Annotated in this window: 19 protein-coding genes and 2 pseudogenes; 10 read left to right on the forward strand and 11 right to left on the reverse strand. The window is 58.9% G+C overall.

The genetic code is table 11. From position 1 onward, the window contains the following. Nucleotides 1–6 precede the first annotated feature (6 nt). Nucleotides 7–1521, reverse strand: coding sequence for a sugar ABC transporter ATP-binding protein (locus tag FJQ89_RS06605; protein ID WP_141169559.1), 1515 nt, complete (start codon nt 1519–1521; stop codon nt 7–9). A gap of 61 nt (nt 1522–1582) precedes the next feature. Beyond that, nucleotides 1583–2671, reverse strand: a complete 1089-nt coding sequence (locus FJQ89_RS06610) for a substrate-binding domain-containing protein (protein ID WP_205704579.1) — start codon at nt 2669–2671, stop codon at nt 1583–1585. Nucleotides 2672–2967: 296 nt separating this feature from the next. Here FJQ89_RS06610 and FJQ89_RS06615 point away from each other — a divergent pair, with 296 nt between their 5' ends. From FJQ89_RS06615 to FJQ89_RS06625, 3 genes are all read left to right on the forward strand, one after another. Continuing rightward, nucleotides 2968–3957, forward strand: a complete 990-nt coding sequence (locus FJQ89_RS06615; RefSeq protein ID WP_141169561.1) for a LacI family DNA-binding transcriptional regulator — start codon at nt 2968–2970, stop codon at nt 3955–3957. A gap of 83 nt (nt 3958–4040) precedes the next feature. After that, nucleotides 4041–4310, forward strand: coding sequence for an AAA-associated domain-containing protein (locus tag FJQ89_RS06620; protein ID WP_141169562.1), 270 nt, complete (start codon nt 4041–4043; stop codon nt 4308–4310). A gap of 345 nt (nt 4311–4655) precedes the next feature. Continuing rightward, the gene (locus FJQ89_RS06625; protein ID WP_243136448.1) at nt 4656–5318 is read left to right on the forward strand and encodes a formylglycine-generating enzyme family protein; all 663 of its coding nucleotides are present in this window, start codon (nt 4656–4658) and stop codon (nt 5316–5318) included. A 650-nt stretch (nt 5319–5968) separates the two neighbouring features. Here FJQ89_RS06625 and FJQ89_RS06630 read toward each other — a convergent pair. Continuing rightward, nucleotides 5969–7192 carry an FAD-dependent monooxygenase gene (locus FJQ89_RS06630; RefSeq protein ID WP_141169564.1) on the reverse strand — a complete coding sequence of 408 codons (1224 nt, stop codon included), beginning with the start codon at nt 7190–7192 and terminating at the stop codon, nt 5969–5971. Between the two features lie 137 nt (nt 7193–7329). Between FJQ89_RS06630 and FJQ89_RS06635 the strand changes: the two genes are divergently transcribed. Next, on the forward strand, nt 7330–8247 hold the full coding sequence (locus FJQ89_RS06635) for a LysR family transcriptional regulator (protein ID WP_141169565.1): 918 nt from the start codon (nt 7330–7332) through the stop codon (nt 8245–8247). Nucleotides 8248–9467: 1220 nt separating this feature from the next. Here FJQ89_RS06635 and FJQ89_RS06640 read toward each other — a convergent pair. Continuing rightward, nucleotides 9468–10490: a GlxA family transcriptional regulator gene (locus FJQ89_RS06640; protein WP_341474480.1), complete on the reverse strand. Its 1023-nt coding sequence runs from the start codon at nt 10488–10490 to the stop codon at nt 9468–9470. Nucleotides 10491–10546: 56 nt separating this feature from the next. Here FJQ89_RS06640 and FJQ89_RS06645 point away from each other — a divergent pair, with 56 nt between their 5' ends. The 3 genes from FJQ89_RS06645 to FJQ89_RS06655 all read left to right on the forward strand — a co-directional run bounded on the left by FJQ89_RS06645 (nt 10547) and on the right by FJQ89_RS06655 (nt 12657). Further along, on the forward strand, nt 10547–11005 hold the full coding sequence (locus FJQ89_RS06645) for a tautomerase family protein (RefSeq protein WP_141169566.1): 459 nt from the start codon (nt 10547–10549) through the stop codon (nt 11003–11005). Between the two features lie 123 nt (nt 11006–11128). Next, complete coding sequence (locus tag FJQ89_RS06650; protein ID WP_141169567.1) at nt 11129–11686, forward strand: NADPH-dependent FMN reductase; 558 nt, start codon at nt 11129–11131, stop codon at nt 11684–11686. A 110-nt stretch (nt 11687–11796) separates the two neighbouring features. Then, complete coding sequence (locus tag FJQ89_RS06655; RefSeq protein WP_168208383.1) at nt 11797–12657, forward strand: alpha/beta hydrolase family protein; 861 nt, start codon at nt 11797–11799, stop codon at nt 12655–12657. 348 nt (nt 12658–13005) lie between these two features. Here the strand turns inward: FJQ89_RS06655 and FJQ89_RS06665 are convergent, their stop codons facing one another. Beyond that, on the reverse strand, nt 13006–13704 hold the full coding sequence (locus FJQ89_RS06665; RefSeq protein WP_141169569.1) for an aspartate/glutamate racemase family protein: 699 nt from the start codon (nt 13702–13704) through the stop codon (nt 13006–13008). 89 nt (nt 13705–13793) lie between these two features. Between FJQ89_RS06665 and FJQ89_RS06670 the strand changes: the two genes are divergently transcribed. Next, nucleotides 13794–14612 (forward strand): helix-turn-helix domain-containing protein, encoded by an 819-nt coding sequence (locus tag FJQ89_RS06670; RefSeq protein ID WP_141169570.1) that lies wholly within the window; start codon nt 13794–13796, stop codon nt 14610–14612. A 316-nt stretch (nt 14613–14928) separates the two neighbouring features. Here FJQ89_RS06670 and FJQ89_RS06675 read toward each other — a convergent pair whose 3' ends face one another. The 3 genes and pseudogenes from FJQ89_RS06675 to FJQ89_RS06685 all read right to left on the reverse strand — a co-directional run. After that, the gene (locus tag FJQ89_RS06675; RefSeq protein ID WP_141169571.1) at nt 14929–15441 is read right to left on the reverse strand and encodes an EVE domain-containing protein; all 513 of its coding nucleotides are present in this window, start codon (nt 15439–15441) and stop codon (nt 14929–14931) included. After that, nucleotides 15438–15809 carry a VOC family protein gene (locus FJQ89_RS06680; RefSeq protein ID WP_141169572.1) on the reverse strand — a complete coding sequence of 124 codons (372 nt, stop codon included), beginning with the start codon at nt 15807–15809 and terminating at the stop codon, nt 15438–15440. The genes FJQ89_RS06675 and FJQ89_RS06680 overlap by 4 nt, the downstream gene beginning before the upstream one ends. Before the next feature lie 699 nt (nt 15810–16508). Continuing rightward, a pseudogene (locus tag FJQ89_RS06685) lies at nt 16509–16768 on the reverse strand (integrase core domain-containing protein); the annotation flags it as partial. Nucleotides 16769–17151: 383 nt separating this feature from the next. On the opposite strand from FJQ89_RS06685, the gene FJQ89_RS06690 reads away from it, so the two are divergent. After that, complete coding sequence (locus FJQ89_RS06690; RefSeq protein ID WP_168208384.1) at nt 17152–18657, forward strand: glycosyltransferase family 39 protein; 1506 nt, start codon at nt 17152–17154, stop codon at nt 18655–18657. A 204-nt stretch (nt 18658–18861) separates the two neighbouring features. Here the strand turns inward: FJQ89_RS06690 and FJQ89_RS06695 are convergent. The 3 genes and pseudogenes from FJQ89_RS06695 to FJQ89_RS06705 form a co-directional block, all read right to left on the reverse strand. Further along, a pseudogene (locus FJQ89_RS06695) lies at nt 18862–19944 on the reverse strand (tannase/feruloyl esterase family alpha/beta hydrolase); the annotation flags it as partial. 60 nt (nt 19945–20004) lie between these two features. After that, complete coding sequence (locus tag FJQ89_RS06700) at nt 20005–20256, reverse strand: hypothetical protein (protein ID WP_141169575.1); 252 nt, start codon at nt 20254–20256, stop codon at nt 20005–20007. Continuing rightward, the gene (locus FJQ89_RS06705; protein ID WP_205704581.1) at nt 20219–21199 is read right to left on the reverse strand and encodes a helix-turn-helix transcriptional regulator; all 981 of its coding nucleotides are present in this window, start codon (nt 21197–21199) and stop codon (nt 20219–20221) included. Before FJQ89_RS06705 ends, FJQ89_RS06700 begins: the two co-directional genes overlap by 38 nt. A 290-nt stretch (nt 21200–21489) precedes the next feature. On the opposite strand from FJQ89_RS06705, the gene FJQ89_RS06710 reads away from it, so the two are divergent. Then, entirely contained in the window at nt 21490–21816 is a 327-nt protein-coding gene (locus FJQ89_RS06710; RefSeq protein WP_141169576.1) for a hypothetical protein, read from the forward strand. Nucleotides 21817–21961: the final 145 nt, after the last annotated feature.

Genomic DNA, 21961 nt, shown 5'->3' on the forward strand with positions numbered 1-21961 from the left:
CCGGCGTCAGCGGTATTGCGTGGCCAGGCGCATGATCTCGTGCTGGCTGGCGTGGGCGCGTTCAAGGGTGCCAGTGTGGCGGCCCTCGCACAGCACCATGACGCGGTGCGACATGGCGATCAGCTCGGGCATTTCGGACGACACCATGATGATCGACTTGCCTTGCCGCGCCAGCTCGGCCATGACCGAGTAGATCTCGAACTTGGCGCCGACGTCTATGCCGCGGGTAGGTTCATCCATGATCAGAATGTCCGGATCGGTCATCAGCCAGCGTGCGATCAGCACCTTTTGCTGGTTGCCGCCCGACAGGCTGCCGATCGGCGTCTCCATCGAGGCGCTGCGGGTGCCGAGCTGGCGGTTCAGCCGCGCCGCCTCGGCGCCAGCACGGGCGTGCTGCAGCGTGCGCCAGCGGCCCATATAGCGCCCCAGCGAGCAGATCACCGTGTTGCGGGTGATCGACAACTGCGGGAAGATGCCAGAGCCGCGGCGGTCCTCGGTGACTAGGCCCATGCGCTGGACGATGGCCTCGCCGCTGCTGCCGATGCGCACCGCCCTGCCGTCGATCTCGATGCTGCCGGAGGCCACCCGGCGCAGGCCGAACAGGGCCTCGACAAACTCGCTGCGGCCGGCGCCGATCAGGCCGCCGATACCGAGGATCTCGCCGCGGCGCAATTCCAGGCTGACCTGTTGAAAGGAGCGCGGGTCGGGCGAGCTGAGCGCGTTCACCTTCAGGCGTGTCGCGCCTGGCACACTGTCCAGCGGGGGAAAGCGCTGGCTCGACTCGCGCCCGACCATCAGTTGGATCAATTGCTCCTCGTCGATCGCGCCGGCGTCGTAGGTGCCGAGCATGCGCCCGTCGCGCATCACCGACACCTCGTCGGCGATCTGGAAAATTTCATGCATCTTGTGTGAAATGTAGACCACCGCCACGCCGCGCCGGGTCAGCTCGCCGATGATACGGAACAGCTGCTCGGCCTCCTTGTCGGTGAGCGACGAGGTCGGCTCATCCATGACCACGACGGCGGCATCGCAGGCGACCGCCTTGGCGATCTCGCACGCCTGCTGGTGTGAAATCGAGAGGTCGCCGATGATGGCGTCCGGATCGATGTCCATGCCTAGCTTGCGCATCAGCGCGGCGGTGTCCGAGCGCATCTTGCGGTGGTCCAGCAGGCGCAGCGGCCCGACCCGGCGGGTCGGCTCGCGGCCTAGCCACAGATTGCTGCGCACCGAGCGCGCCGGCGCGTTGGCCAGCTCCTGATGGATCATCGCCACCCCGGCGTCGAGGGCGTCGCGGGAATGCTGGAACTGCCGCACCTGGCCACGCAAGCGCACCTCGCCCTGATCCGGCCGATACATGCCGAACAGGCACTTCATCAGCGTCGACTTGCCGGCGCCGTTCTCCCCCATCAGCGCGTGCACCTTGCCCGGGCGCAGCCGCAGCGTGACGCCGTCGAGCGCCTGCACGCCGGGAAAGCGCTTGCTGATGTTGTTCATTTCAATAACGTAAGGCGTGCCATCCATATTCGTCCCCTCCAGTGACACAGCGCGCGGCCGGCGTCGCGGCGCGCGCTGCTGGTGCGCCTCACTTCTTCGTGAAGCTCTTGTAATTTTCCTGCGTCACGGCCTTGAAGGGCACCAGATAGACCTGCCCGATAACCGCCGCGTTATTGGCAGGGGCTTCTTCGATGGCGACGGCCAGCGGCTTGTAGCCGCGCACCGTGGCGCCGCCGACGGCACCCTTGGTGGCCATCAGGTAGGCAAGTTCAAAGGCCGTCGCCGACTGTTCGCCGGCGTCCTGCAGCACGGTGGCGTAGAGTTTTTTCTCGGCCATCGAGCGCAGCGCCACCGGGGTGGCGTCAACGCCGATCACTGGTACCTTCAGCGAGGTGCCATCGCCGTCGACGTCCACGCCCGGCCGAGCAGGGTCATCGACATACTTGGCGGTGACCAGCGATTCGACCGCGCCCAGCGCCATCGAATCGTTATTGGCCAGCACCAGGTTGAACTTGCCGCGGTAGGCATTGAGCCAGGCGTCCATCTTTTGCTGCGCCTCCTCCGGCTGCCAGTTGGCGGTGTCCTTGGCCAGCACATTGACCTTGTAGCCCTTCTGCTGCAGCGACGCCAGCACCGCCTGGGTGCGGTAGATTTGCGCCGGGTGCCCCAACTGGCCGAGCAGCATCAGCAGGTTGATCGACTTGCCGGGGCCCAGCTTGGCGGGAAACTTCTTGAAGTAGTCGTCGACGATGGCTGCCTGAATCTGCCCAGCCACCGATTCGGGCGAGGATGCGAGGAAGAAGTTGCGCCCCGTCTTGAGCGCCTTCACCGTCGGCGCCGTGTTGGAAAATGCAGCGCCACCGCCCTTGGCCGCGATCGCCTGGGCGATCTGGTCGCTGCCTTCGGTCACCACCGGCACCACCACGAAATACTTGACTCCCTGGCTAAGCAAGGTGTTGAGCTGGTCGAGTTGGGTCGCCATGTCGCCGTGGGCGTCCATCAGTTTCAGCTCGGCACCTTTGGCGGCAGCGATCTTTTTCAGGTTGCTGCCGTAGTCACCGAGGAACTGGTCGTCGAGGTTGCGAATCAGGGCGCCGATCACCGGCTGGCCTGCCGCGGCGTTGCCGCCGAGCACGGCCATTCCGGCCAGCGCCAGGGCGCTAAACAATGTTTTCATCTGTCTTGTCTCCATGTAGGTAGTACTGGTCCGCCAAGTCGGCTGGTGCGGAGGCCGCGTCTGCGCGCGGTGCAATAAAACGGGCTCGCCGCGGTGCCGGCGGCCTTCCTCATTTCAAGCTCCGAATAGATAGTACGATACATACAAGCGCTTGCGCAAGCGCTTGCGCGGTGAAAAAACTACTATTTTTTGACACTTTGCAATTTCCCCCGTCTCTACGCGCAAGCGCTTGCGCCTGGCCGTGCTATCCTGCACGACTGAACACAAAACAATGGAAGGGCTGCTCTTTGGCTAACATGAACGACGTCGCCCGGGTTGCCGGCGTATCCGTGTCCACCGTTTCCCACGTCATCAACGGGACCCGGCGGGTCGACCCGGAGACCGAGCAGGTGGTGCGTCTGGCCATCGCCTCGGCCGGCTACATCCCCAACTCGCTGGCGCGCTCGCTAGCGCGCTCGACCACGAGCACGATAGGCGTGGCCATCTCGACGTTCGCCAACCACTATTTTTCGGAAATCGTCCGGGCCATCGACACCGCCTGCGGCAAGGCCGGCCTGATGATGCTGTTTGCAGACACCCACGACGACCCCGAGCAGGAACTGCGCGTGGTCCAGGCCTTCCACCAGCGCCGGGTCGACGGCATCCTGATGGCACCGACCAATGACGGCGCGCTGCGCTCGCTGAAGTATTTGGAGGCCAACCAGATCCCGGCGGTGCTGGTCGACCATCTGCTGCCGACACCATTCGACCAGGTCGGCGTCGAGAACACCGAGGCGATGCAGTCGCTGGTGGCGCACCTGATCGGACACGGCCACACCCGCATCGGCTACCTGTCCGGGGCGCAGTGGAACTCGACCAGTGGCGAGCGGCTGGCGGGCTACCGCAGGGCGCTGGCGGCGGCCGGCGTGGCCATTGACGAGCGCCTGGTGGCGTGCGGCGAATCGAGCGTCGAACCGGCGCGCCTGGCCGTGCACGCGCTGCTGGCCCTGCCCGACCGGCCCAGCGCCATCGTCTCCGGCAACAACCTGATGACGCTTGGCGCGATGCGCGCGCTGAAGGAGGCTGGCGTGGCGATACCGGGGGAAATAGCTTTCGCCGGTTTCGATGACCTCGACTGGGCCGACCTGTTCAGCCCCAGCCTGACCGTCACCGCCCAGCCACTGGAAGACATCGGTGCGCGCGCGGTGAGCTTGCTGATCCGGCGCATCAGGGAGCCGGATGCGGCGCGCAGCGTGGTTCGCATGCCCGCGACCATGCGCATCCGCCGCTCCTGCGGCTGTCCTTAGGGTGCGGCTGTAGCGGGACGGCGGCAGGCATCAGCACGCCGGCATCGCCCGTACGCTCATCGCACAACTCCGATGTGCGACTGATGGACGAGGTCTTTTCCGCGCTCGGCCTGTTGAGCCTGCGCTACGCCGACGCCGAGCATGTACTGCGCCAGGACGTCTTCGGTCAGCAACGGCCGCCCCACCTGCCGCTGACCGCGCGCATCCGTCAACAGCTAGAGCAGGAGCCCACCGGTACCGCGCCGGAGGAGCCATTCGTCGAATTGATGGAGGGTGTCTTCAGGACCGACGAGACCAAGCGCGTGCGCGAGGTGGCGGTCGACCGGGGACGCTACGGCGAGGTCCAGGAATAGATTCCACACCGACCGGTTCGAACTGCCGGACCCAGAGGAGGAATAGCCCGGCGCCGGCGCAAAAAAATCACCCCTCCCCCCGCCGCGGTGGTAATGCCGTTCACTTAAGCAGGTTTTCGTAGAATGCGAGTGGCGTAGTGTTATGGTGTTGTCTTAACGACCCGGTCGAATTTTCGATCGGGCCGTTCGTCATTCAGAATGCTAGCCGTCAAGTCGGTGGAGATCTGCGATGACTTGTCTGTTGCTCGACGATATTTGGCGCGTGGTGCAAGAGCGAAGCTCAAACGGTTAGGATATTAGCTTATCGATTTTCACTATACGCATATGTATCGACTACACGACATCTTGGCTGAACTCGACGCTTCATTCGTCACCATTGAAGCAGGAAATATTCTGCTAAAGAACGAGGCCAAGAACAGCTTCTGGAAAGAGGAGCTCCGTGCGTTTGCCATTTGCCGTTTTCCAGTGACAGAACAGCTTTACCGTGAGATGACTGGAGGTGAACTCTGCCCCGATACCGCAACCTGCCCGGTGGTCGATGTCTCCTGGCTCGACGCGATCGCTTTTTGCAATCACCTATCGCACCTTGCCGGCTTGGCGCCCTGTTATGACATCGATGGCGAAAGCGTAACTTGGGACCCGACCGCTCAGGGCTACCGACTGCCTACAGAGGCTGAATGGGAGTATGCCTGCAGGGCAGGCAGCCAGGAAGTGCGTTACGGTGACCTCGACACTATCGGCTGGCATGCGGGAAATTCCAGTGGCAGCCGGCATCCGGTCGGAGAAAAAGTGGAGAATGCACTGGACCTCCATGACATGATCGGTAACGTCTGGGAGTGGTGCTGGGATCGCTTTGACCCGGAGGTCTACGGAGAATATCGTGTATTTCGCGGCGGCGGCTGGCTCGATGTCCCCAACGCCTGCCGCGCCTCATGTCGGCGCAAAAGCCATCCTACCTACCGTATCGACGACCTGGGCTTTCGGATTGTAAGGAGTTGCATTCAGTGAGGTGGGATGAGGCCGAACGCGAACAGGACGGCGTCGCGACCGGCAACACAGCACTATAGGCGACCTCTCACCCGTCGAGCTACGCAATGGCTCGCAATGCTCGCCACGCGAATAATGACCCACGCGCCCCTATGCCGGATAGAATTGGCTTTCACAACAGATGCCGGTCAGCTCTTGCATATGTGCCAACTCCAGGCCATGATGCGGCTCGACCAGGAGCCGCCCCGCTGTCCAGTACCAGACTATGAGCACCCAGGAAGGTCACGCGTCAGTGCTGCTTGCTTACCTTCGGTGATTTCGGAGCGTACGCTATAAAATCTTCTGTGAGCGATATCACCAATATCAGACTGGAGAGCATACCAGGTGGTGCGGCCGGATCGGTACCGCGTTTGGCGGCACGGCACCCACCCAGTTCGCCAGCGACCCTGTGGGATCGCGATTCGCTGCGCGGCTTCTTCCAGCTTTAGCCCTTGGGCCAGCACCAGTTGATTGCCTAGGCCCGCAACTTCGGTGTATATGTCGTTGATTTCATGTTTTCACTCCCTTTCACAAGCCTATCAAATGACAGTGTCCGACAATGCCAGGCTCGCTCAATAGTGAGGCGTCTCGCGGCCGGAGACGCCATGCGGTGTCTACATTGGCACAGTCCTTCAGAGGCGGTACAGACTGCCGGAGCCAACGCAGTCCACCGGCGTGCCGTCCGTGCAGCCGGCCATCGGCAAACCCTGCGCCCATCCTGCTGCCAGGGCATGCACGTCACGCAAGGGATCGGACGCCTTGGCGCGCTCATTGCGAATGCGGCAGGTTTCAGGATCAGTGGCAAACAGACCGCGCGCGAAAACTCGACCCTGCTCGGCCAGCTTCGCGGTCTTCGGCCCGCGGATCTCCGCGAAGCGCAGCAAGGCTTCATCGAGGCAGCCGTCCGTCCCAACCAGACACCTTGCCAGATGCCAGGCGTCTTCCAGCGCCTGACAGGCGCCCTGGCCAGATGTCGGCAACGGCGCGTGCGCCGCATCCCCCACGAGCAGCACATTCGCCCGGCTCCACGTGTGCAGCGGCTCCAAGTCGTGCACGGCAATCAGTCGGATGGCATGCACCGGTGTCGCCTGGATGATGCGGGTGACAGGCTCCGGCCATCCCGCGAACATATCCTCAATCTCCTTACGCATATCCGCTGCGGGCGCCGCCCCCGGCAATGGCCGTGCCTGCGCCGCCGCCCAGTAGACCAAATCCGGCCGGACCGCCACGCAACCGAAGCGATCACCCGCCCCCCAATAATCCTGAATCGCGATATCGCCCACTAATGCACTCTCCCCCTGCGCCACACCCACCCAGTTCACAAAGCCCTGATAAACTGGTGTGTTGTCCCCCGCGACGAACCTGCGTGCCACCGAGTCCATGCGACCATCGGCGCCGATCAGCAGATCTGGACGAATGCTTACCCCGTTTTCGAACCGCGCCACGGCTTTACCGCTAGCCTCGAGGTCGATCGCCACCGCCCGATGCCCGAATTCTACCGGGATCCCGGCCTGTGCCGCATGATCCAGCAGTACCGCCTGCAAGTCCCTGCGCAAAATCGTATGGGTCGGATGTCCCATGATCTGGTCTAGCAGCGCAATATCGATGCCCCCCAAAGAATTGCCCGCAGCATCCTGACGGTGCATTGCCACCGGCCGGCCTCCCACTGCAGCTATGTCTTGCAGCAACCCTAGTTCCTCTAGCACAAAGCCAGCGTTGGGCCAGAGCGTAACGCCGGCCCCCATAGTCGCAGGCCCCGCCCGGCGCTCATATACCCGGGGACTGTACCCCTGCTTGCTCAAGGCCAGCGCCACGCTCAACCCTGCAATACCGCCGCCAAGTATTCCGATTTCCATGCTGAAGCTCTCCTATTCAATTCGTCCCGACGCGCCGCCGACGGCGATCCATCGGACGAGACGGCATCTTAAATTCCGCCACTGTGGAGTACTAGTATGTGAAAATGGGCAGCTTTCATACCTTAATCGGGATAATAATGCGCAATGCCCTCGACCTCAATACAGTCCGTGTCTACGTGGCGGTCGTCGATGAGCAAAGCTTTGCCGGCGCGGCACGCCTGCTGACCCTGCCATCTTCCAACGTCAGCCGCCACGTCGCCTCGCTGGAACGCGTGCTGGGCGTCCGCTTGCTGGAACGCAGCACCCGCCACCTGCGCATGACAGAAGCTGGCAGGCTACTCTACGAACGCGCAAAACCCTTGCTCGGCGCCTTGCTCTCCACCGCGGAAGAGCTTGGCGCAGTGCAACGCGAACTGCGTGGTCCCCTAAGGATGTGCATGCCAGGCGAAGCGCCAAGGCTGCTAGCTCCTATCCTGGCCGAATTCTGTAGCCTCCATCCCGGCGTCGAACTGGAATGCGACACGCGCCTGACCGGTCTGGAAGCTCTCCGAGAAGACATGGACCTGTCCATCGTCTTCCATCGTGGGCGCCAGGATGACAGTACCTTCATCACCCGCGAACTCGCTACGCTGCCCAGCATCGTCGTCGCGGCGCCCGCCCTGCTAGCCAAAACTGGAATACCGCGTCACGTGCGCGAACTTAGGTCATTGCCTTGCATTACCACCTTGAGCGCGTTAAAGGGCCAGCCCTGGCAGTTTCTCGACGCCGCAGGCGAAATCGTGAAGGTATCTGTGCGTAGCCGCTATCGTGTTAACAGCGGAGAACTGGCATTGGCGGGCGCGCGGCAAGGCATCGGCTTCGCGATCGTGGCGGCCTATCCATGCCAGGAAGATCTTGCCGCGGGCCGATTGCAGGAAGTGCCGCTGGACCTGTGCCCTGCGCCGCTGCAATTGCTTGGCGTGTACAGCCATCGGCATTCCGTGACTGCACGGGTTCGGGCTTTACTGGAATTGATACAGGTGCGGTTGGAGGGAGTCGGGAGCGGCGCAAGATGAAAATCGAATTGAGGAACGCGCCCGAATAGCCGAATGTCTGCTCCGGGGCCGCGGTTTCCATCGTTGGCATATTCCGCCCCAACGCTTGATCATGCCTGCGCTCTTTGTAGTCAAGTCCTCGATTGAATGGCTGACTGTCAACTTTTGGCCGACAACCGAAGCACTACGAATCCCTCCAAACTGATTCGAACTCTCGATGGGAGATCGCAATGTATCCTGGCTCTGATAAATCGAGTGGAATTCCTGCTATCCCGCCAAATTCGTCACCCTCATGCTCGGCACTATAGCAAAGCAGCATGCCAGAAACATACTGCTCAATTTGTCGGGTAACCCATCCGGCGCTATCGACTTCAAAGTACCACCACGATGTTCCCCATGAATCGTACTGATCACCCCGATTCTCATTCCAGTGTCTCTTAGCGTAGGTGCTCATATTTGGATCGAATCAAGCAGGGTGAGAAGCGTCCGCTTTAGACCGGTTACGCCGTTCATGCGCAACAGATTCTGACCTGAAGCGGTCATAGAACTACCGAAGCAGGCGGATCAATGAAGTGAATTCACAGCGTCTTGGATATCGTTGATCAACAAGGCGAGATCAGACTGATCGCCGTACATGTCGAGTTCGCGAGTGCCAATCAATCCCATGGACAGCGGCCCTGGCGCTGGGTCGGAAGAATATCCAGACACAAATCCTGCGCACCAACCTAGTTGTCGTAGGATAGATTGCCCAGGCGGCCAGCCTTTCGCTTCCAGAGGCTGAAACTGCTGAATAGCTGATTGAATCTTCCGCAAGAGCATTGCTTTGTCTTCCAATGTTTCTTGCTCGCACGAGTGACCGCTTGTGGCCGTATGCTGTCGTCGCCGGGAGCGCAAGAGCGGTTGAGTCGAGCCAATCAATCGGGAACCCAAATTTTTTTCGGCATGGCTCGCACGTAAAGAAAAAGTAGGCCTAAGCAGACCCAAAAGCCATTTCTATAGATGCTCTCTTCCGGAAAAGTGAAGTTCAACATCACACATAACAAAATCAAACTTGCGATCAACGACGCTCCAACGAAGGCAAGTCGTCGTGCATTATGCTCAGTCATCATCTTCTCCCGGGGCACTTCGTTCAGTGCAGTATATGCGAAAGCGTGAATACCCAGTCTATCGCCTCGGCCACTTCGGGCGGAGCGGTGTGGGCGTTCTCGGTTGGTTTGCATGCCGCCGAGTTGCTCGGTTCGTTACAATGGGGATGAAACGGCCGGTCGAAATTGCCTTGGCGTCACGCCTATCACTTTGCGCATCAGGCGCCTGAGTGCCGTCGTATCGACATAGCCCACGCGTTCAGCCACTTGCTCAACCGTCAACTTGCTCGTTTCGAGCAGCATGCGTGCCTTGTTGAGCCGTACGCTCTGCAGCAATGCCGACGTACTGCGCCCCGTGGCGACTCTGACGTGCCGCGAGAGCGTACGCTCGGACATGCAAAATTCCGCCGCCAACGCTGCAACGCCGGGCGGATTGGGTAAGGCGGACTCGAAACGTTCCACCAGTTTCGCGATCAGTGTATTGCCATTGGCAAACATGGCGGGAACGATGAATTGTGCCTGGGATTGCCGGCCATCGATTAACAGCGCGCGCGATACGGCGTCGGCAAGCGCCGGGCTGAACTGGGTGCTCAACAGGTGCAGCATCAAATCGGTCTGGGCGAGCGCCGCTCCGGCGGTCACGAGCGTTCCATCGCGTATCACCATGCGGTCGGCATCGACCGCGCAGTGCGGCTCCAGTTGCTGCAATAGCGGCGCCAGCCACCATGAGGTGGTGGCCCGTCGTCCCGCCAGGAGACCGGCGGATTGCAGCAAAAAAACGGCCCAGCACGACGCAGCCACGGTACCGCCCGCTTGCCCATGCGCTTGCAAGGCCTGCATGGCGCGCAGCGCATCGGGCCGCGCCAGGCGCTCCGCGATGGCGGGCGGACTCTCCAGGCCAAGGCCGGGAATGACCCAGGTGGAAGCATCCGGACGAGCGGTTTTCGGCAAAATTGTGGCGTCGATGGTCATGCCATGGTTAAGCTGGACGGCGCCCTGCGGGGTGACCACGCGCCATCGCGGTGTGGCGCAAGCGACCGTTGCGGCCAGCGACGCCGCGGCCGATAAAATATCGAGAGTCAGCGCGACACTCGACGCAAAAGCGCCTGGCAAGACAAGAACCGTGAAATCATTCATTGGCTGAAAAAGCTCGAAATATGTCAAAACAGACACTGTCATTCTGAATCAATCGAGGTTGTAATACAAGCTCCGATTCATACACAGAAAAGCCGACCATGCCTAACATTCTCGTCAAGATACCGAAAGGTGTATTTCCAACCGAACATCGCGCCGCCTTGGTAAAAAAGCTGAACGACGCCGCCGCCGCCGCGGAGCAAATTCCCGACGACCCGCGGAAGCGGTCGATGTGCTGGGTGATCCTCGACGAAGTGGAGCCAGGATCGTGGACCTGCGGCGCAAACGACATGAGCGCACGATTGCTGCCCTGCCTTGCTGTCATCTACGTTCCGGCTGGCGTCCTGGACGACGCGTCCCAGACCATGTATGTCGATTTGGTCCACGCGGCGTTCAAGCAGTCTCTGCCATCGACCGAGAAACGCCAGTTGGCGACGTCCGTCATACTGCATCATGTGGCCGATGGCAGCTGGGGTGTCAACGGCGCCAACTGGCGGCTTCCCGACTTCGCGCAGGCAGCAGGCTATGCGCACCTTCAGGCATTGCTTCCCCGCGCCTGACGCGGTCAAAAGGCGGCCTGACTGCGCCGACACCATCCTGACGGCAGCTAGCTGCCTCAGCGCGTGCCGGCTATCTGCCAGACATGCAATACTATCCACCCGATCGATCACGGTTCACTCAAGATGCGTTTACTTTCCTTGTCCGGCAGCTTGCGCGCTGCATCGTCCAACACGCACACACTCATCGCAGCTGGCCTGCTGGCTCCGCCAGGCGTCGTCATCGAACATTACGATGCGATTGGCGAGCTGCCTCACTTTACTCCGGATCTCGATGCCAACCTTCCGCAGAGCATCGTTGACTTGCGCAGCCGCGTATGTCAGGCGGACGGCCTCCTGATTGCCTGCCCCGAATACGCGCGCGGGATACCAGGGTCTTTCAAGAACATGCTCGATTGGCTCGTAGGCAGCCCGGATTTTCCGGGCAAGCCCGTCGCGCTGTTCAATACCTCGCCCAGAGCATCCGCTGCGCAAGCCGCCTTGAAGTTGGTCCTGGAAACGATGTCGGCAACGATCATCCACGATGCTTGCGCCACGCTTCACTTGCCGGGCAAGCAGGCAGACCCGCTTACCATCGCACATGATCCCGTGAGCGGCGCAATACTGCGGCATGCGATTCAGGCACTCGTAGAACATCTCGAGGTCGAGGCGGCGCCAACTTGTAGTCCACTGGCAGAGCAATAATACGCCACGTCAATTTTTCACTTTTGATGGGTAGATCTCATACTGCCTGCATTCACGCGTCAACTTCGTTGGCGTCCACTTCAGGTTCGACAGACGGGGGGGGAACAAGTATGAAAAAGACCGAACAGCGTTCCACGATGCAGACTATCCAATATGGAGCGTCCGCCGACCAGCAAGGGGATCTGTACCTTCCCGCAACACCACGGCCGCCCGTTGTTTGCCTGCTGCACGGTGGGTTTTGGCGGATGCCTTATGGTCGTGATCAGATGAACGCCATCGCCAACGACTTGGTAGCCCACGGTCTTGCCGTCTGGAATATGGAATACCGTCGGCTGGGTGCGCCTCAGACCGCATGGCCAGTAACAATGGACGATGTTGCCGCTGGCATCGGCCACCTGGCGGACCTTTGTACCGGAGGTATTGACGTCGATCTTGACCGCGTCATCGTGGTCGGCCACTCTGCCGGTGGCCATCTCGCATTGTGGGCGGCCGGGCGCAGTCACGCTCGAAACACCTCATTGGCAGGCGTTCGTATACAGGCTGTCGTCGGGTTGGCACCTGTTGCTGACCTTGCCGAGGCTTACGTCCGAAAGGTTGGCGGTGAAGTAGTGGTAGAACTGCTTGGTGGCACCCCGGCTCAGTATCCGGACCGACTTCGTGCAGCATCGCCGATGGAGATGCTCCCCTTGCGCGTCAGACAGTTCATTCTTCATGGTATCGCCGATGGTGTGGTCCCCATCGACCTTTCACTAGGCTATGTAAGGGCGGCAGAGGCAGCAGGTGACACTGTAGAGCTCATTGAATTGCCGGGTACGGGTCACATGGAATACCTCGATCCAGACAGCGAGGCCCATGCGATCCTTCGTCGTTGGCTACTGGAGTCCATGAGCGAGGCCGGATCGCGGGTAAGCGCTGTCGAACAACAGCTTGCAGCGGACGGTGCCCACGCCTCCACAGAGCAGGAGCATTAGGCCTCCTCTACGGATTTCCCGCCACTCTAGATTTATCCCCTGCGCTCGGAAGGGAAACGACGCAGCTTTGTGTTAGACCCTACGACCCACAGTTTTCGTTTGACGCCGTCTCTTTTGCCAACCCGTCAAGGTGGAACTATTCGGCAAGAGGACCGTGGACGCCATATTGGCCGCCATGGTACACGCCGCGCTGCTGAGGTAACGCGATTCCTTCTCTTTGCGGCTCGCTGATCAGCGTCCGCTCGAATTCGGCGAACACCCCATACCCAAGTTTAACGTACTTTAGAATCCGAATGCCGAGACGCGCCCTGCCTAAATTGCTCGGTTATGCGGCGTGGCGAGGCAGTATCATGCCTCACCTTTCAGGACGAAATCGACTGCAGCGAGTGCATGTAGTTGGGTGCTGTCGAGCAAGGACAGGTCGCTGTGCTCCTGCTGTAGCAGCAGGCTGATTTCCGTGCAGCCGAGGACGACGGCTTGTGCGCCGCGCGCGGCCAGCGCATCGATAGCGCGCAGGAAGACGGCACGTGAGCAAGTTCGCACAATGCCGGCGCACAGTTCGGTATAAATGATGCCGTGCAAGGCAGTTTGCTGTGCCTCGGGTGGTACGAGGACTTCCAGGCCGTGCCGTTCCAACCGATCGCGCAGAAAGCGTTGCTGCATGGTGAACGCGGTGCCGAGCAGGCCGACCGTACACAATCCTAGCGCCTGTGCTGCGCTGCCAACGGGATCGGCGATGTGCAGGAATGGCAATGGCGATGCCGAAGCAATTTCGTCGGCGAGCACATGCATTGTGTTGGTGCACAGCACGATGCCATCGGCGCCCCCAGCATGCAGACGTACCGTCGCATCGCGCAGGATGCTCCCGGCATCTTGCCAGCGGCCTGCATGCTGCGCTTGCGCGACGGGGCCGAAATCAACGCTGTATAGCAACACGGGCGCAGAGCGAAGCGGCCCCAGGCGGGCGCGCACGCCCTGATTGATGATGCGGTAATATTCAGCACTGGATTCCCAGCTCATGCCGCCGATCAATCCGATTGTTCGCATATGCTTTCCTGACGTGTGTGGTAGATGTACTACTGTGAGCCCGGCTAGTATCTCCATTACCAACATTTTTATCTATCAGGAAATTTCACATGGCAGGGCCACTTATCAAGGAGAGTACAGGCGGCGCAATGCCTGTCGTCACGCACGCAGCAGGCGGACTGTGCCTGCAGCTTTTGCCGGGCGCACCTTACAGCGCGCGCGATCCGGTGCAATCACAAAGCATGGGAGTGTCGCTGCAGCGTCAGCGGGGCGTGCATGCGATAGGTTCCGACCGGCGCGTCGATTTCGATACATGGCCTGGCGTGCTCGCTTGCACGCCAGCCGGGATTGATGTTTTTTCCGAATCTGCGCAAGGTGGCGAGTACCTCGTCCTGCGCTGGCGTGGCGCCGCGTTGACCGACGCGCCGGAGGCGAATCCTCTTGAGAGGCGCGTGGAAACGGCCGGACACCGGCAGGCTCTCGCTCTGGCGCTACGCCTGCGACGGCTAATGCTGGATACACAGGCGGACCCACTGGCGCTGGAACACTCGGCGTTGGCATTACTGTCGCTGCGTCCGGTATGCAAAGAGGCACCCCGAGACACGGCGCGGGTCGACATGGCGCGGGTGTTAGAGCGGATCGCTTGCCAGTTCGGCCAGGGACTGACGCTGGAACAGCTGGCCGCAGATGAAGGCTTGCCGGTCCTGCGTTTCCTGCGCGACTTTACTCAGGCGACAGGCATGACGCCGCATGCATACATTGTGGAAACGCGCGTGCAGGCGGCGCGGAGCATGCTACAGGAGGCGGATAGGCCGCTGGCGGACATTGCCTGCGCCAGCGGCTTTGCACATCAGTCGCACATGGGCAGTGCCATGCGCGCGTCCCTGGGCATGACGCCAACCCAGTATCGCCAGTTGCTGGGGACTTAAATATCTGCAAGCGGTTCGTCCACCGCCTGTGGCAGGAACCCCTCCAGATAATTTATCGCCACGACTGACGGGTCAACGGGAACTAGAAGTTTCATGACTAGCGCATGCTTCAATTTCGATTTGATGCTGCCGAGTGCCATATGGGACTGATCGTGATAGCCAATCCACAGGCAGCGCGTTACAAATCCAGAGTCCCATTGAGCGCCTCAAGCAAGTGATGGGCGGTCAGTAATAGCGCGGTATGCAGCTCTAGCGCTTCACGTTGGCATTCTGCTGCAATTGCTTCAGATCAGTACAGGCGATGCTCTGCAACTCTTCAAGGGTTCTTCGCCAGGACTGTACCGGCAGTACACAGCGTCAAGTTGACATCGGCAATATTGGAATCGGCATACGGCTGCGCTTCAACTGGAAATCCAACCCCCATTGCTGCGGCAATGATTTGCATGTCGTGATCGCTGATGGGAAAAACGCCAAACCGAAATTGATAACCCCAGTTTCGTTTACCAGCAGCGAACTCTAACATGCCAAGGAGTGGTTGGATCGATACCTCGTGAGCGGGAAGCCATACTACATCTCGGCGAAATGGGCAAAATCCTCCACCCATATTAAGCTGGTATGGGTCTCCAATTTTTACGATGCCGATTGCAGTGAACGCTTGGAGTTTGTTTTTGCCGCGGAATTCAAGTGTAGGCGAATAATAGACGACGCGGTCACCAGGTTTCAAACGTCGTAGCGGCGCTGCTTTGCCATGACACACCTGCATGAATCCCCCCTCCCGCCCGACCCGTACATGCTCAGCTGATGCCACAGCAACCCAGTTTCGACTCACGATGCTGACGGTGCAAATACGCGCAGGCGATGACCATCCGGATCGGACGCAACAAAGGTATAGCCGAAATCCATCTTGGTCGGTGCTTGAGCGATGACAAGTCCACGCCGCACCCAATCGCTATACAGAATATGAACTGCATTGTTGTCGGCAACTGAGAAAGCCAACTCTCCAGCACCACAGGTCGCTGTAGCTGCAGGCACTACAGTGTGCTTCGACCATAGTCCAAGCAGGGCACCCGATTTCAAGGCGAACAGGGCAAAGGTGGGTGACAATTCGAGAGCAGATTTTCCCAGCAACTCGGCGTAAAAGTCGGCGCTAGCCACAGGGCTGTCGACGTATAGGATAATAAAGTTTGGATCGGTCATGCCAGTGCTCCTTGATAGTCGATGGATCGATTTGAACAGGAATGGATTCCTGTTCAACACGACGTCATCCTAAAGGTTGCTACTGACAGTTTCTGTCAGCATCGGTGAAATGTTGCCAACGAATAGAGCATCAGAATGCGCGACCGCTGATGTGTGATGTAGCTCCGCCAGACTAATAAAATGGCTGGGGGACTTGGCGATTCGCTGTCTGCTCTGGTGTAGTAACTCAGACTTGCCCCGACACTGCACGGCAGAGGAACGGCGGCTTCCGCCCCACAAGAGACATACGATTTTCTCCATATGTAACGTTCAGCGCCGACTTAAACGACTGGTCAAGTGGCTGTACTGAATTGCATGCCAGGCGAATCTTCCTGCCGTGAGGAAAATCCAAGTTTTTCGTAGAATATCGACTTGCCTCTGGCGCTGAAAAGCTGGACATCCGAAGTTCCAGCGTCGCGACAATCGTGAAGAATTTACCTGACCAAAGCCGCTCCAATTCCTTGATATTGAAATTCGGGGGTGAACAAACGTCCCATTGATAAACGCGTGCAAGCGACCATCCGAAATGACACGCACAAAACCAATAGGTTGGCTACCAAAATAGGCAGAGCGCGAACAGCAGGAGTCGTTAAGTGAATCTTGATAAAACGTAGTCCCCCGTGCTCTCCCCGCCCTGTCAGTCGTGTCGCACAGTACCTTAATGCCCAGTCCCGTTTGATCATAAACACGCTTGACGAATAGATCAGGCTTCTTTTTCTGCCATTCTTTGAGCGCCTGGATGGGTGTTTTTGCACGATGGTCCAATGAGGAATGTGGTGGTTGTAAAGCTTTAAATAGTTGAGCAAGGTCGCCTCCAGATCGGCCCGGCTGTCGAATCGGGTCTGCTGCAATAGCTCCCTGATACGGCCGTTGAATCGTTCGACAATGCCACTCGTTTGCGGATGTCGGAGTGGTGCCAGAGACAGTCGATGTGCTGCAACCGGTGGGACGATTTCGATGGCAAGCCGCCGATCAACTCGTCCAGCACGGCTCTGGCGCGGAACAGGGCCATGTTGCGACGAGCAATACGATCATACGGAAGTAAACAGCCACCCTCGTAGGGCGGTCATGCTGCAACAAGGGCAATGGCACACAGTAACGCCAGTGTGGACAATTTGCGCAAAATGGGGTGACTTTAAAAACCATTCATCCAAATTCCACAGATTCTCCATGATGCATCGCTATAGTCCATCGCTGATCCACCTCTCGTCAGAGTGTTCGTCCCATATGCAAGCCATGACAGTCATCGAGAGGCACGATGCATTCTGGATGCACCGGACAGTACCTGAGAAATAGAGAAGACATGAAATCAGAAGCGATCACCGCATCGGAATCCCTAGACGAAACCACCCCCTTCACACTGAAGAAAATTTTCTCAATTGCCGTTTTGGCCCATGTGACCATCTGGATCATATTGCCGTTATTATTTCAACGCAATATTGCGCTCGACATGGCGGAGGGTTTGGCCTGGGGGAAAGAATGGCAACTTGGCTATGAGAAAGATCCACCATTATTTCCGTGGGTGATACAGACCATTACCTCCTGGTCAAATAGAGGGATATGGATAAGCTATCTTGCAGGACAATTGTGCGTTGCCACTGTTTTCTTTGCTGTGTGGCAACTTGGGCGGCGGGTTGCCACTGAAATGCAGGCACTGGTCGGTGCGTTGTTACTGGAAGGCATTTATTATCTCAGCCTTCCTGTTTTGGAATTGAATGACATCGTATTGCAGATGCCATTTTCCGCCCTGTTTGCCTGGTTTCTACATAAGGCGATCCAGGATAATCAGCTGAGATACTGGATGCTGGCAGGACTGGTTTCCAGCTTGGGCTTGTTGTCGCGCTATTCCATGGGGGCCTATATTGTACCCATCGCGATATTTGTTCTTATTCACCCAACTTCCCGCGGCCGTCTACGCTCGAAAGGACCGTGGCTGTTGATATTGATATCCGCACTGGTGTTTTTTCCACATTTATGCTGGATCATTGAAAGCGACTTTATTTCAATAAAATATGTCGGGAACCGGGCGCCTGAAATTTCACATGCATTTACTTTTATCAAAGAATACTTTTCATTCATCGGTGCGCAGTTTTTGGCACTGTTACCCATGCTGCTAGTGGCATCATTTTTGTGGAGGTGGCGCTCGTCCCGTATTTGGTTAAGGGCACGATGGAACGACTTTGACTTTTGCTATATTGCTGTTCTAGCTCTGGGACCGGCTATTTTTTCCTTGTTGCTGTCATTGCTTGCACAGCGACCATTGCGGGCCATGTGGGGTGCACCGCTGTGGTTTTTTATTGGAATTTTTATCGTTATTATTTTTCAGCCAATTTTGACAAAAAAACGTTTTCGCCATTTTATCCGTGCCTGGATTGTGCTACTGATATTTCCCGCATCGTTCTTTGTCGCCGAGAAAATTTATGGAACTGATATTACCGGGAATGAGCAGGCCGTTAACTTTCCTGGTGAAAATTTTGGCAATTCGATAAATAACAGGTGGAGCGCGATGACGAAAAAACCATTGAAATATGTGGTAGGAAGTACATGGAATGCAGGAAATGTCGCATTTTACGCAAAGGACCGCCCTTCCGTCATTTTCTCTCATGCCGATCTCCATGTAAGCCCCTGGGCAAAAGCCGAGGAAATCAAAAGGGCCGGAGCTGTCATCGTGTGGAATATGCGCGAGGAAGGTTTTGCGCTGCCGCACTATCTTGCCAGCAGATTTCCAGATGCAATTGTTCAACCAGCGGTGACTGTGAAAGGAAAACGTTACCATCATTTTGGAGTCGCCTACATTTTGCCACAGTGACCTCTGACAGGCTTGCGTACGCTGACCAGCTGGCAGGGTTCGTCCTTGACCTCCTTGCATGATGGTCAGAGTGCGGAATTTGCTGTCGCTGGCAAGTTGGCCAGCGACAAAGAGCGTAGCGTACAGGCCCGCCGTAGAGTGCGGCTGCAGTGTTCGATAATGTACCGCACTACTTCGCGCTTCAGTGCGGGCCGCCCCCACTTTTCAAGGTGCGCAAGCAAAATTCTCTGCCTTCTCGGGATCGCCATTGCCGCGATAGCGCGCCACTTGCGGATAGGGGCAAAGCGGGCGGGTTCGGCCCGGCCATGGTGTGCCCGGCCCCGCACTGGCTTCGAGACGGTCCGGCGCGCGGCCGTGCTCAACCCAGTCCACCATCGCCGCCAGGGAATCGAACTCCGTCGTGGCCGGACCGCCCGAGCAATGGCACATTCCCGGCACAGGAAACACCCGCGCGAACTCGCCGGCCCGGCCATGCTCGCGCCGGTTCAACTGGTCGAACCAGTCGAGCGTGTCCGCCAGGGAAAACACCGGATCGGATTCTCCGTGCGGCACCATCAGGCGGCCGTGGCGCGCCTTGAAGCGCGTCAGGTCGGTCGAGCGCGCGGAGATATCTTCCCAGGCAGAATGCCGGAATGGCGCCACCACCGCCTGAACCTTTGCCGCAGCACTGTCGAAGTCAAGTCCCATCTGAAAGTCCGCCAGCGCCTGCGGTCCCGGCGGCAACATCACGGGCAGCGTGCTGAACACCGAGGCCAGCGCCTGGCCGCCCAGCACCACGTTAAGCGGCGGCACCTGGCCATCCTCCGAGCCGATCTTCCATACGCGCCACGCCGGACTGTCGATCCCGGATGGCCAGAACCAGCGGTTGTAGAGCGCCTGGCCGGCGCTGCCCAACGGCCCGCGCATCGATTCGACCAGCGCGTCGATCTGCGTCAGGCTCAGGCAGCCGGCCGTCGCGCCGCCGGCCGGACAGATCTTTCCGCGCAGCTGCGCCAGCACCTTCGGATCGGTGCAGCGGTCCACGTCGGCGACCATGCCGTCGCGCAGGCCATCGTCGGCGTCGCAGGCGTCGAGGATCGCTTCGTGCACCAGCTTGAGCTGCACACCGTTGAAGGCGGTGTGCAAACGCGATACGTCGAAGCCGGCGGCGCCGGGCGTCTGGATAACACGGCTGAAGGCGCGCGTGTCCCAAGCCTCCGCCAGGGCGGCCTTGGGCAGCGCGAAGCCCGGCGCGGAAGCGATGATGCCGTCGAAGATTTCAGGGTAGCGCTGGGCGAACGCCATGCCCTCCTGCCCGCCCTTGGAACAGCCGACGAAATAGTTATAGCGCGGTTTTTGTCCGTAGTACTAGCGCACCAGCCAAAGGCCGGCGTCGGCGCTGCGCTTGAGCGACGCGTGGCCGTAGTCGCTGCGCGCGATCGGTTCGAAACCGAACACCATTGGTCCGCCGCGCAGCGGGTCGTCGTCGTAGCCAAGGACAGCGGTAGCACGGCCTTGGTCAATTAGGAAACTAGCAGATAAGGCCGGCGCAACCTTCACGCTTTGGTCGGTACCATATTTTTTAAGGATGCGCTGGAAGTTCGCTTTGGATGTTGGCACGCCATGCCTTGGGCGTCATTTCGAAATGTTTCTGGAATGTTCGAATGAAGTAGCTCTGCGTGGCAAAGCCGCAGGCCCAAGCTACTTCCTTGCCGGCCAAGGTGCTTTCGCGCAATAGTCGTGCTGCGCGCACCATGCGCTGGCGGTTGATATAGGCTGTCAGATGCTCACTGGTGCTCTGACGGAATATATACGACAAATAATCGGCGGTGCAGCCCAATTGCTCGGCCAAATTGCGTACGCTCAACTGCTGATCACTCAGTTTTTTTTGGACTAACACGCGCGCATGCGTCACCAGCGAAGGTTCCGCTTGAGTATCGCTTGGTGTACCGTCCAGCGCTAGCAGTACACCAGCGACAGCGGTTACGACCAAAGCCCTGATCTGGGTCGCAACCAAGGCCTGCTCGTCTCCCTCCACAAGGTTACCGGCTTGGACCGAGCTGCCCAGCAAGGCTGCATCGTTTAACCAGTCATGTATGCGTTGCACCTGCACATGGCGGGACGCTGCTAGATACGCTATGCTCGACGTCCCTTGCGTCACTTCTTGTGCAACATGGCAAGTCAGCAGGGAGTCGTCCGCATAGATCACGATGTTACTGAACGCCGAACCGTCATCGCCCCCGCCGACGCGCTCGGCGTGCAGCAGTTTAGGCGGCAACAGCAGCGCTTCACCAGGCCCTAATAATAACTCGGCATGTGGAAAATGGAACCGTGTCCAGCCCGACACTTGCAAGAACAATTCCGACGCCAGATGAAAGTGCCCCTCGCCACGCACAGCCCAATCACGGGCCGGACCGGGCCAGCGGAGCGACAGCGTGCCAGCGGCCAAGTGTCCGAGGAAATTTTTTAAGTGCTGACGCATGTATTGCGCCTGCTCGGGCGCAACCATGGGTGTCCCGAAGTATTCGAAGCCGGGTCTGGTGGGTTTTAAATGTTGATTCATGTTTCTTAGCATTTCTTGCGGTTTTTTGGCAGCGATTCAGATTGAAGGCGCATTCGACTTGCGGCTATGATCTATTCCGCCAACCCGTGCCACGAGTTTTCTTTCCCTGCCAGGGTACCCACCGCTGAGCATAAACCACCGGAGAATCATTCTTCCAAAAAATCAAGATTCATGTCATTTCCACGGAGGAATTTCAATGCGCGCGAGCGTCCTGCGCAGTCGGGGTCGTGATTGCACTCGGGGTTCATTTTACCCCTGCTGTGAAGCGCGGCTCAAATTCTGAGCGCACCATGCATTCCATAGACGCGATGATCATGCCGCCCAACGCTTGGCCGAACAGCACGCCCAGGTTCGCCGCCGAGATGTACTGGTTGGTGGCGAAACGAAAACTTGCGGCTCGCCATAGGCACCCGACTGCACTATCGGGTGAAGTAGCAGCGTGCGTGCGTGCGCGGGAGTGGACGACGGTGACCGCTGCGCATGAGACGGCGTTATGCCGTCAATTTCCATTGGCGGCGCTCCCGACGGGGTATGACGATCAGGTGCCGGCCATGAGTTTCTTTTCCAATATGGCGGACACGCCCAGGAAAGCCGGGTATTCGGCAGTGATGACATAAGTGGCAATCTGCGCCGTACGATCTTCGGCACCAGGAGAGCTTCTGCAGACTGGCCGGCCCGATCAGCCAATGCGCGATACATCAATTGCAGCCTGATGCCAGACAACAAGCGCTCCCTGGAAACGTGCGTATATCAGGCCGATTG

This window comes from Janthinobacterium tructae, from assembly GCF_006517255.1.
Classification (GTDB): Bacteria; Pseudomonadota; Gammaproteobacteria; order Burkholderiales; family Burkholderiaceae_D; genus Janthinobacterium; species Janthinobacterium tructae.

Bases quoted from the DNA above. Each gene is read 5' to 3' on its own strand.
- FJQ89_RS06610 (WP_205704579.1), bottom strand. From the start codon at position 2,671: ATGAAAACATTGTTTAGCGCCCTGGCGCTGGCCGGAATGGCCGTGCTC.
- FJQ89_RS06630 (WP_141169564.1), bottom strand. From the start codon at position 7,192: ATGGAAATCGGAATACTTGGCGGCGGTATTGCAGGGTTGAGCGTGGCG.
- FJQ89_RS06710 (WP_141169576.1), top strand. From the start codon at position 21,490: ATGCATTCCATAGACGCGATGATCATGCCGCCCAACGCTTGGCCGAAC.
- FJQ89_RS06620 (WP_141169562.1), top strand. From the start codon at position 4,041: ATGGACGAGGTCTTTTCCGCGCTCGGCCTGTTGAGCCTGCGCTACGCC.
- FJQ89_RS06705 (WP_205704581.1), bottom strand. From the start codon at position 21,199: ATGAATCAACATTTAAAACCCACCAGACCCGGCTTCGAATACTTCGGG.
- FJQ89_RS06650 (WP_141169567.1), top strand. From the start codon at position 11,129: ATGCGTTTACTTTCCTTGTCCGGCAGCTTGCGCGCTGCATCGTCCAAC.
- FJQ89_RS06645 (WP_141169566.1), top strand. From the start codon at position 10,547: ATGCCTAACATTCTCGTCAAGATACCGAAAGGTGTATTTCCAACCGAA.
- FJQ89_RS06605 (WP_141169559.1), bottom strand. From the start codon at position 1,521: ATGGATGGCACGCCTTACGTTATTGAAATGAACAACATCAGCAAGCGC.
- FJQ89_RS06670 (WP_141169570.1), top strand. From the start codon at position 13,794: ATGGCAGGGCCACTTATCAAGGAGAGTACAGGCGGCGCAATGCCTGTC.
- FJQ89_RS06655 (WP_168208383.1), top strand. From the start codon at position 11,797: ATGAAAAAGACCGAACAGCGTTCCACGATGCAGACTATCCAATATGGA.
- FJQ89_RS06640 (WP_341474480.1), bottom strand. From the start codon at position 10,490: ATGACAGTGTCTGTTTTGACATATTTCGAGCTTTTTCAGCCAATGAAT.
- FJQ89_RS06690 (WP_168208384.1), top strand. From the start codon at position 17,152: ATGAAATCAGAAGCGATCACCGCATCGGAATCCCTAGACGAAACCACC.
- FJQ89_RS06665 (WP_141169569.1), bottom strand. From the start codon at position 13,704: ATGCGAACAATCGGATTGATCGGCGGCATGAGCTGGGAATCCAGTGCT.
- FJQ89_RS06635 (WP_141169565.1), top strand. From the start codon at position 7,330: ATGCGCAATGCCCTCGACCTCAATACAGTCCGTGTCTACGTGGCGGTC.
- FJQ89_RS06680 (WP_141169572.1), bottom strand. From the start codon at position 15,809: ATGACCGATCCAAACTTTATTATCCTATACGTCGACAGCCCTGTGGCT.
- FJQ89_RS06615 (WP_141169561.1), top strand. From the start codon at position 2,968: ATGAACGACGTCGCCCGGGTTGCCGGCGTATCCGTGTCCACCGTTTCC.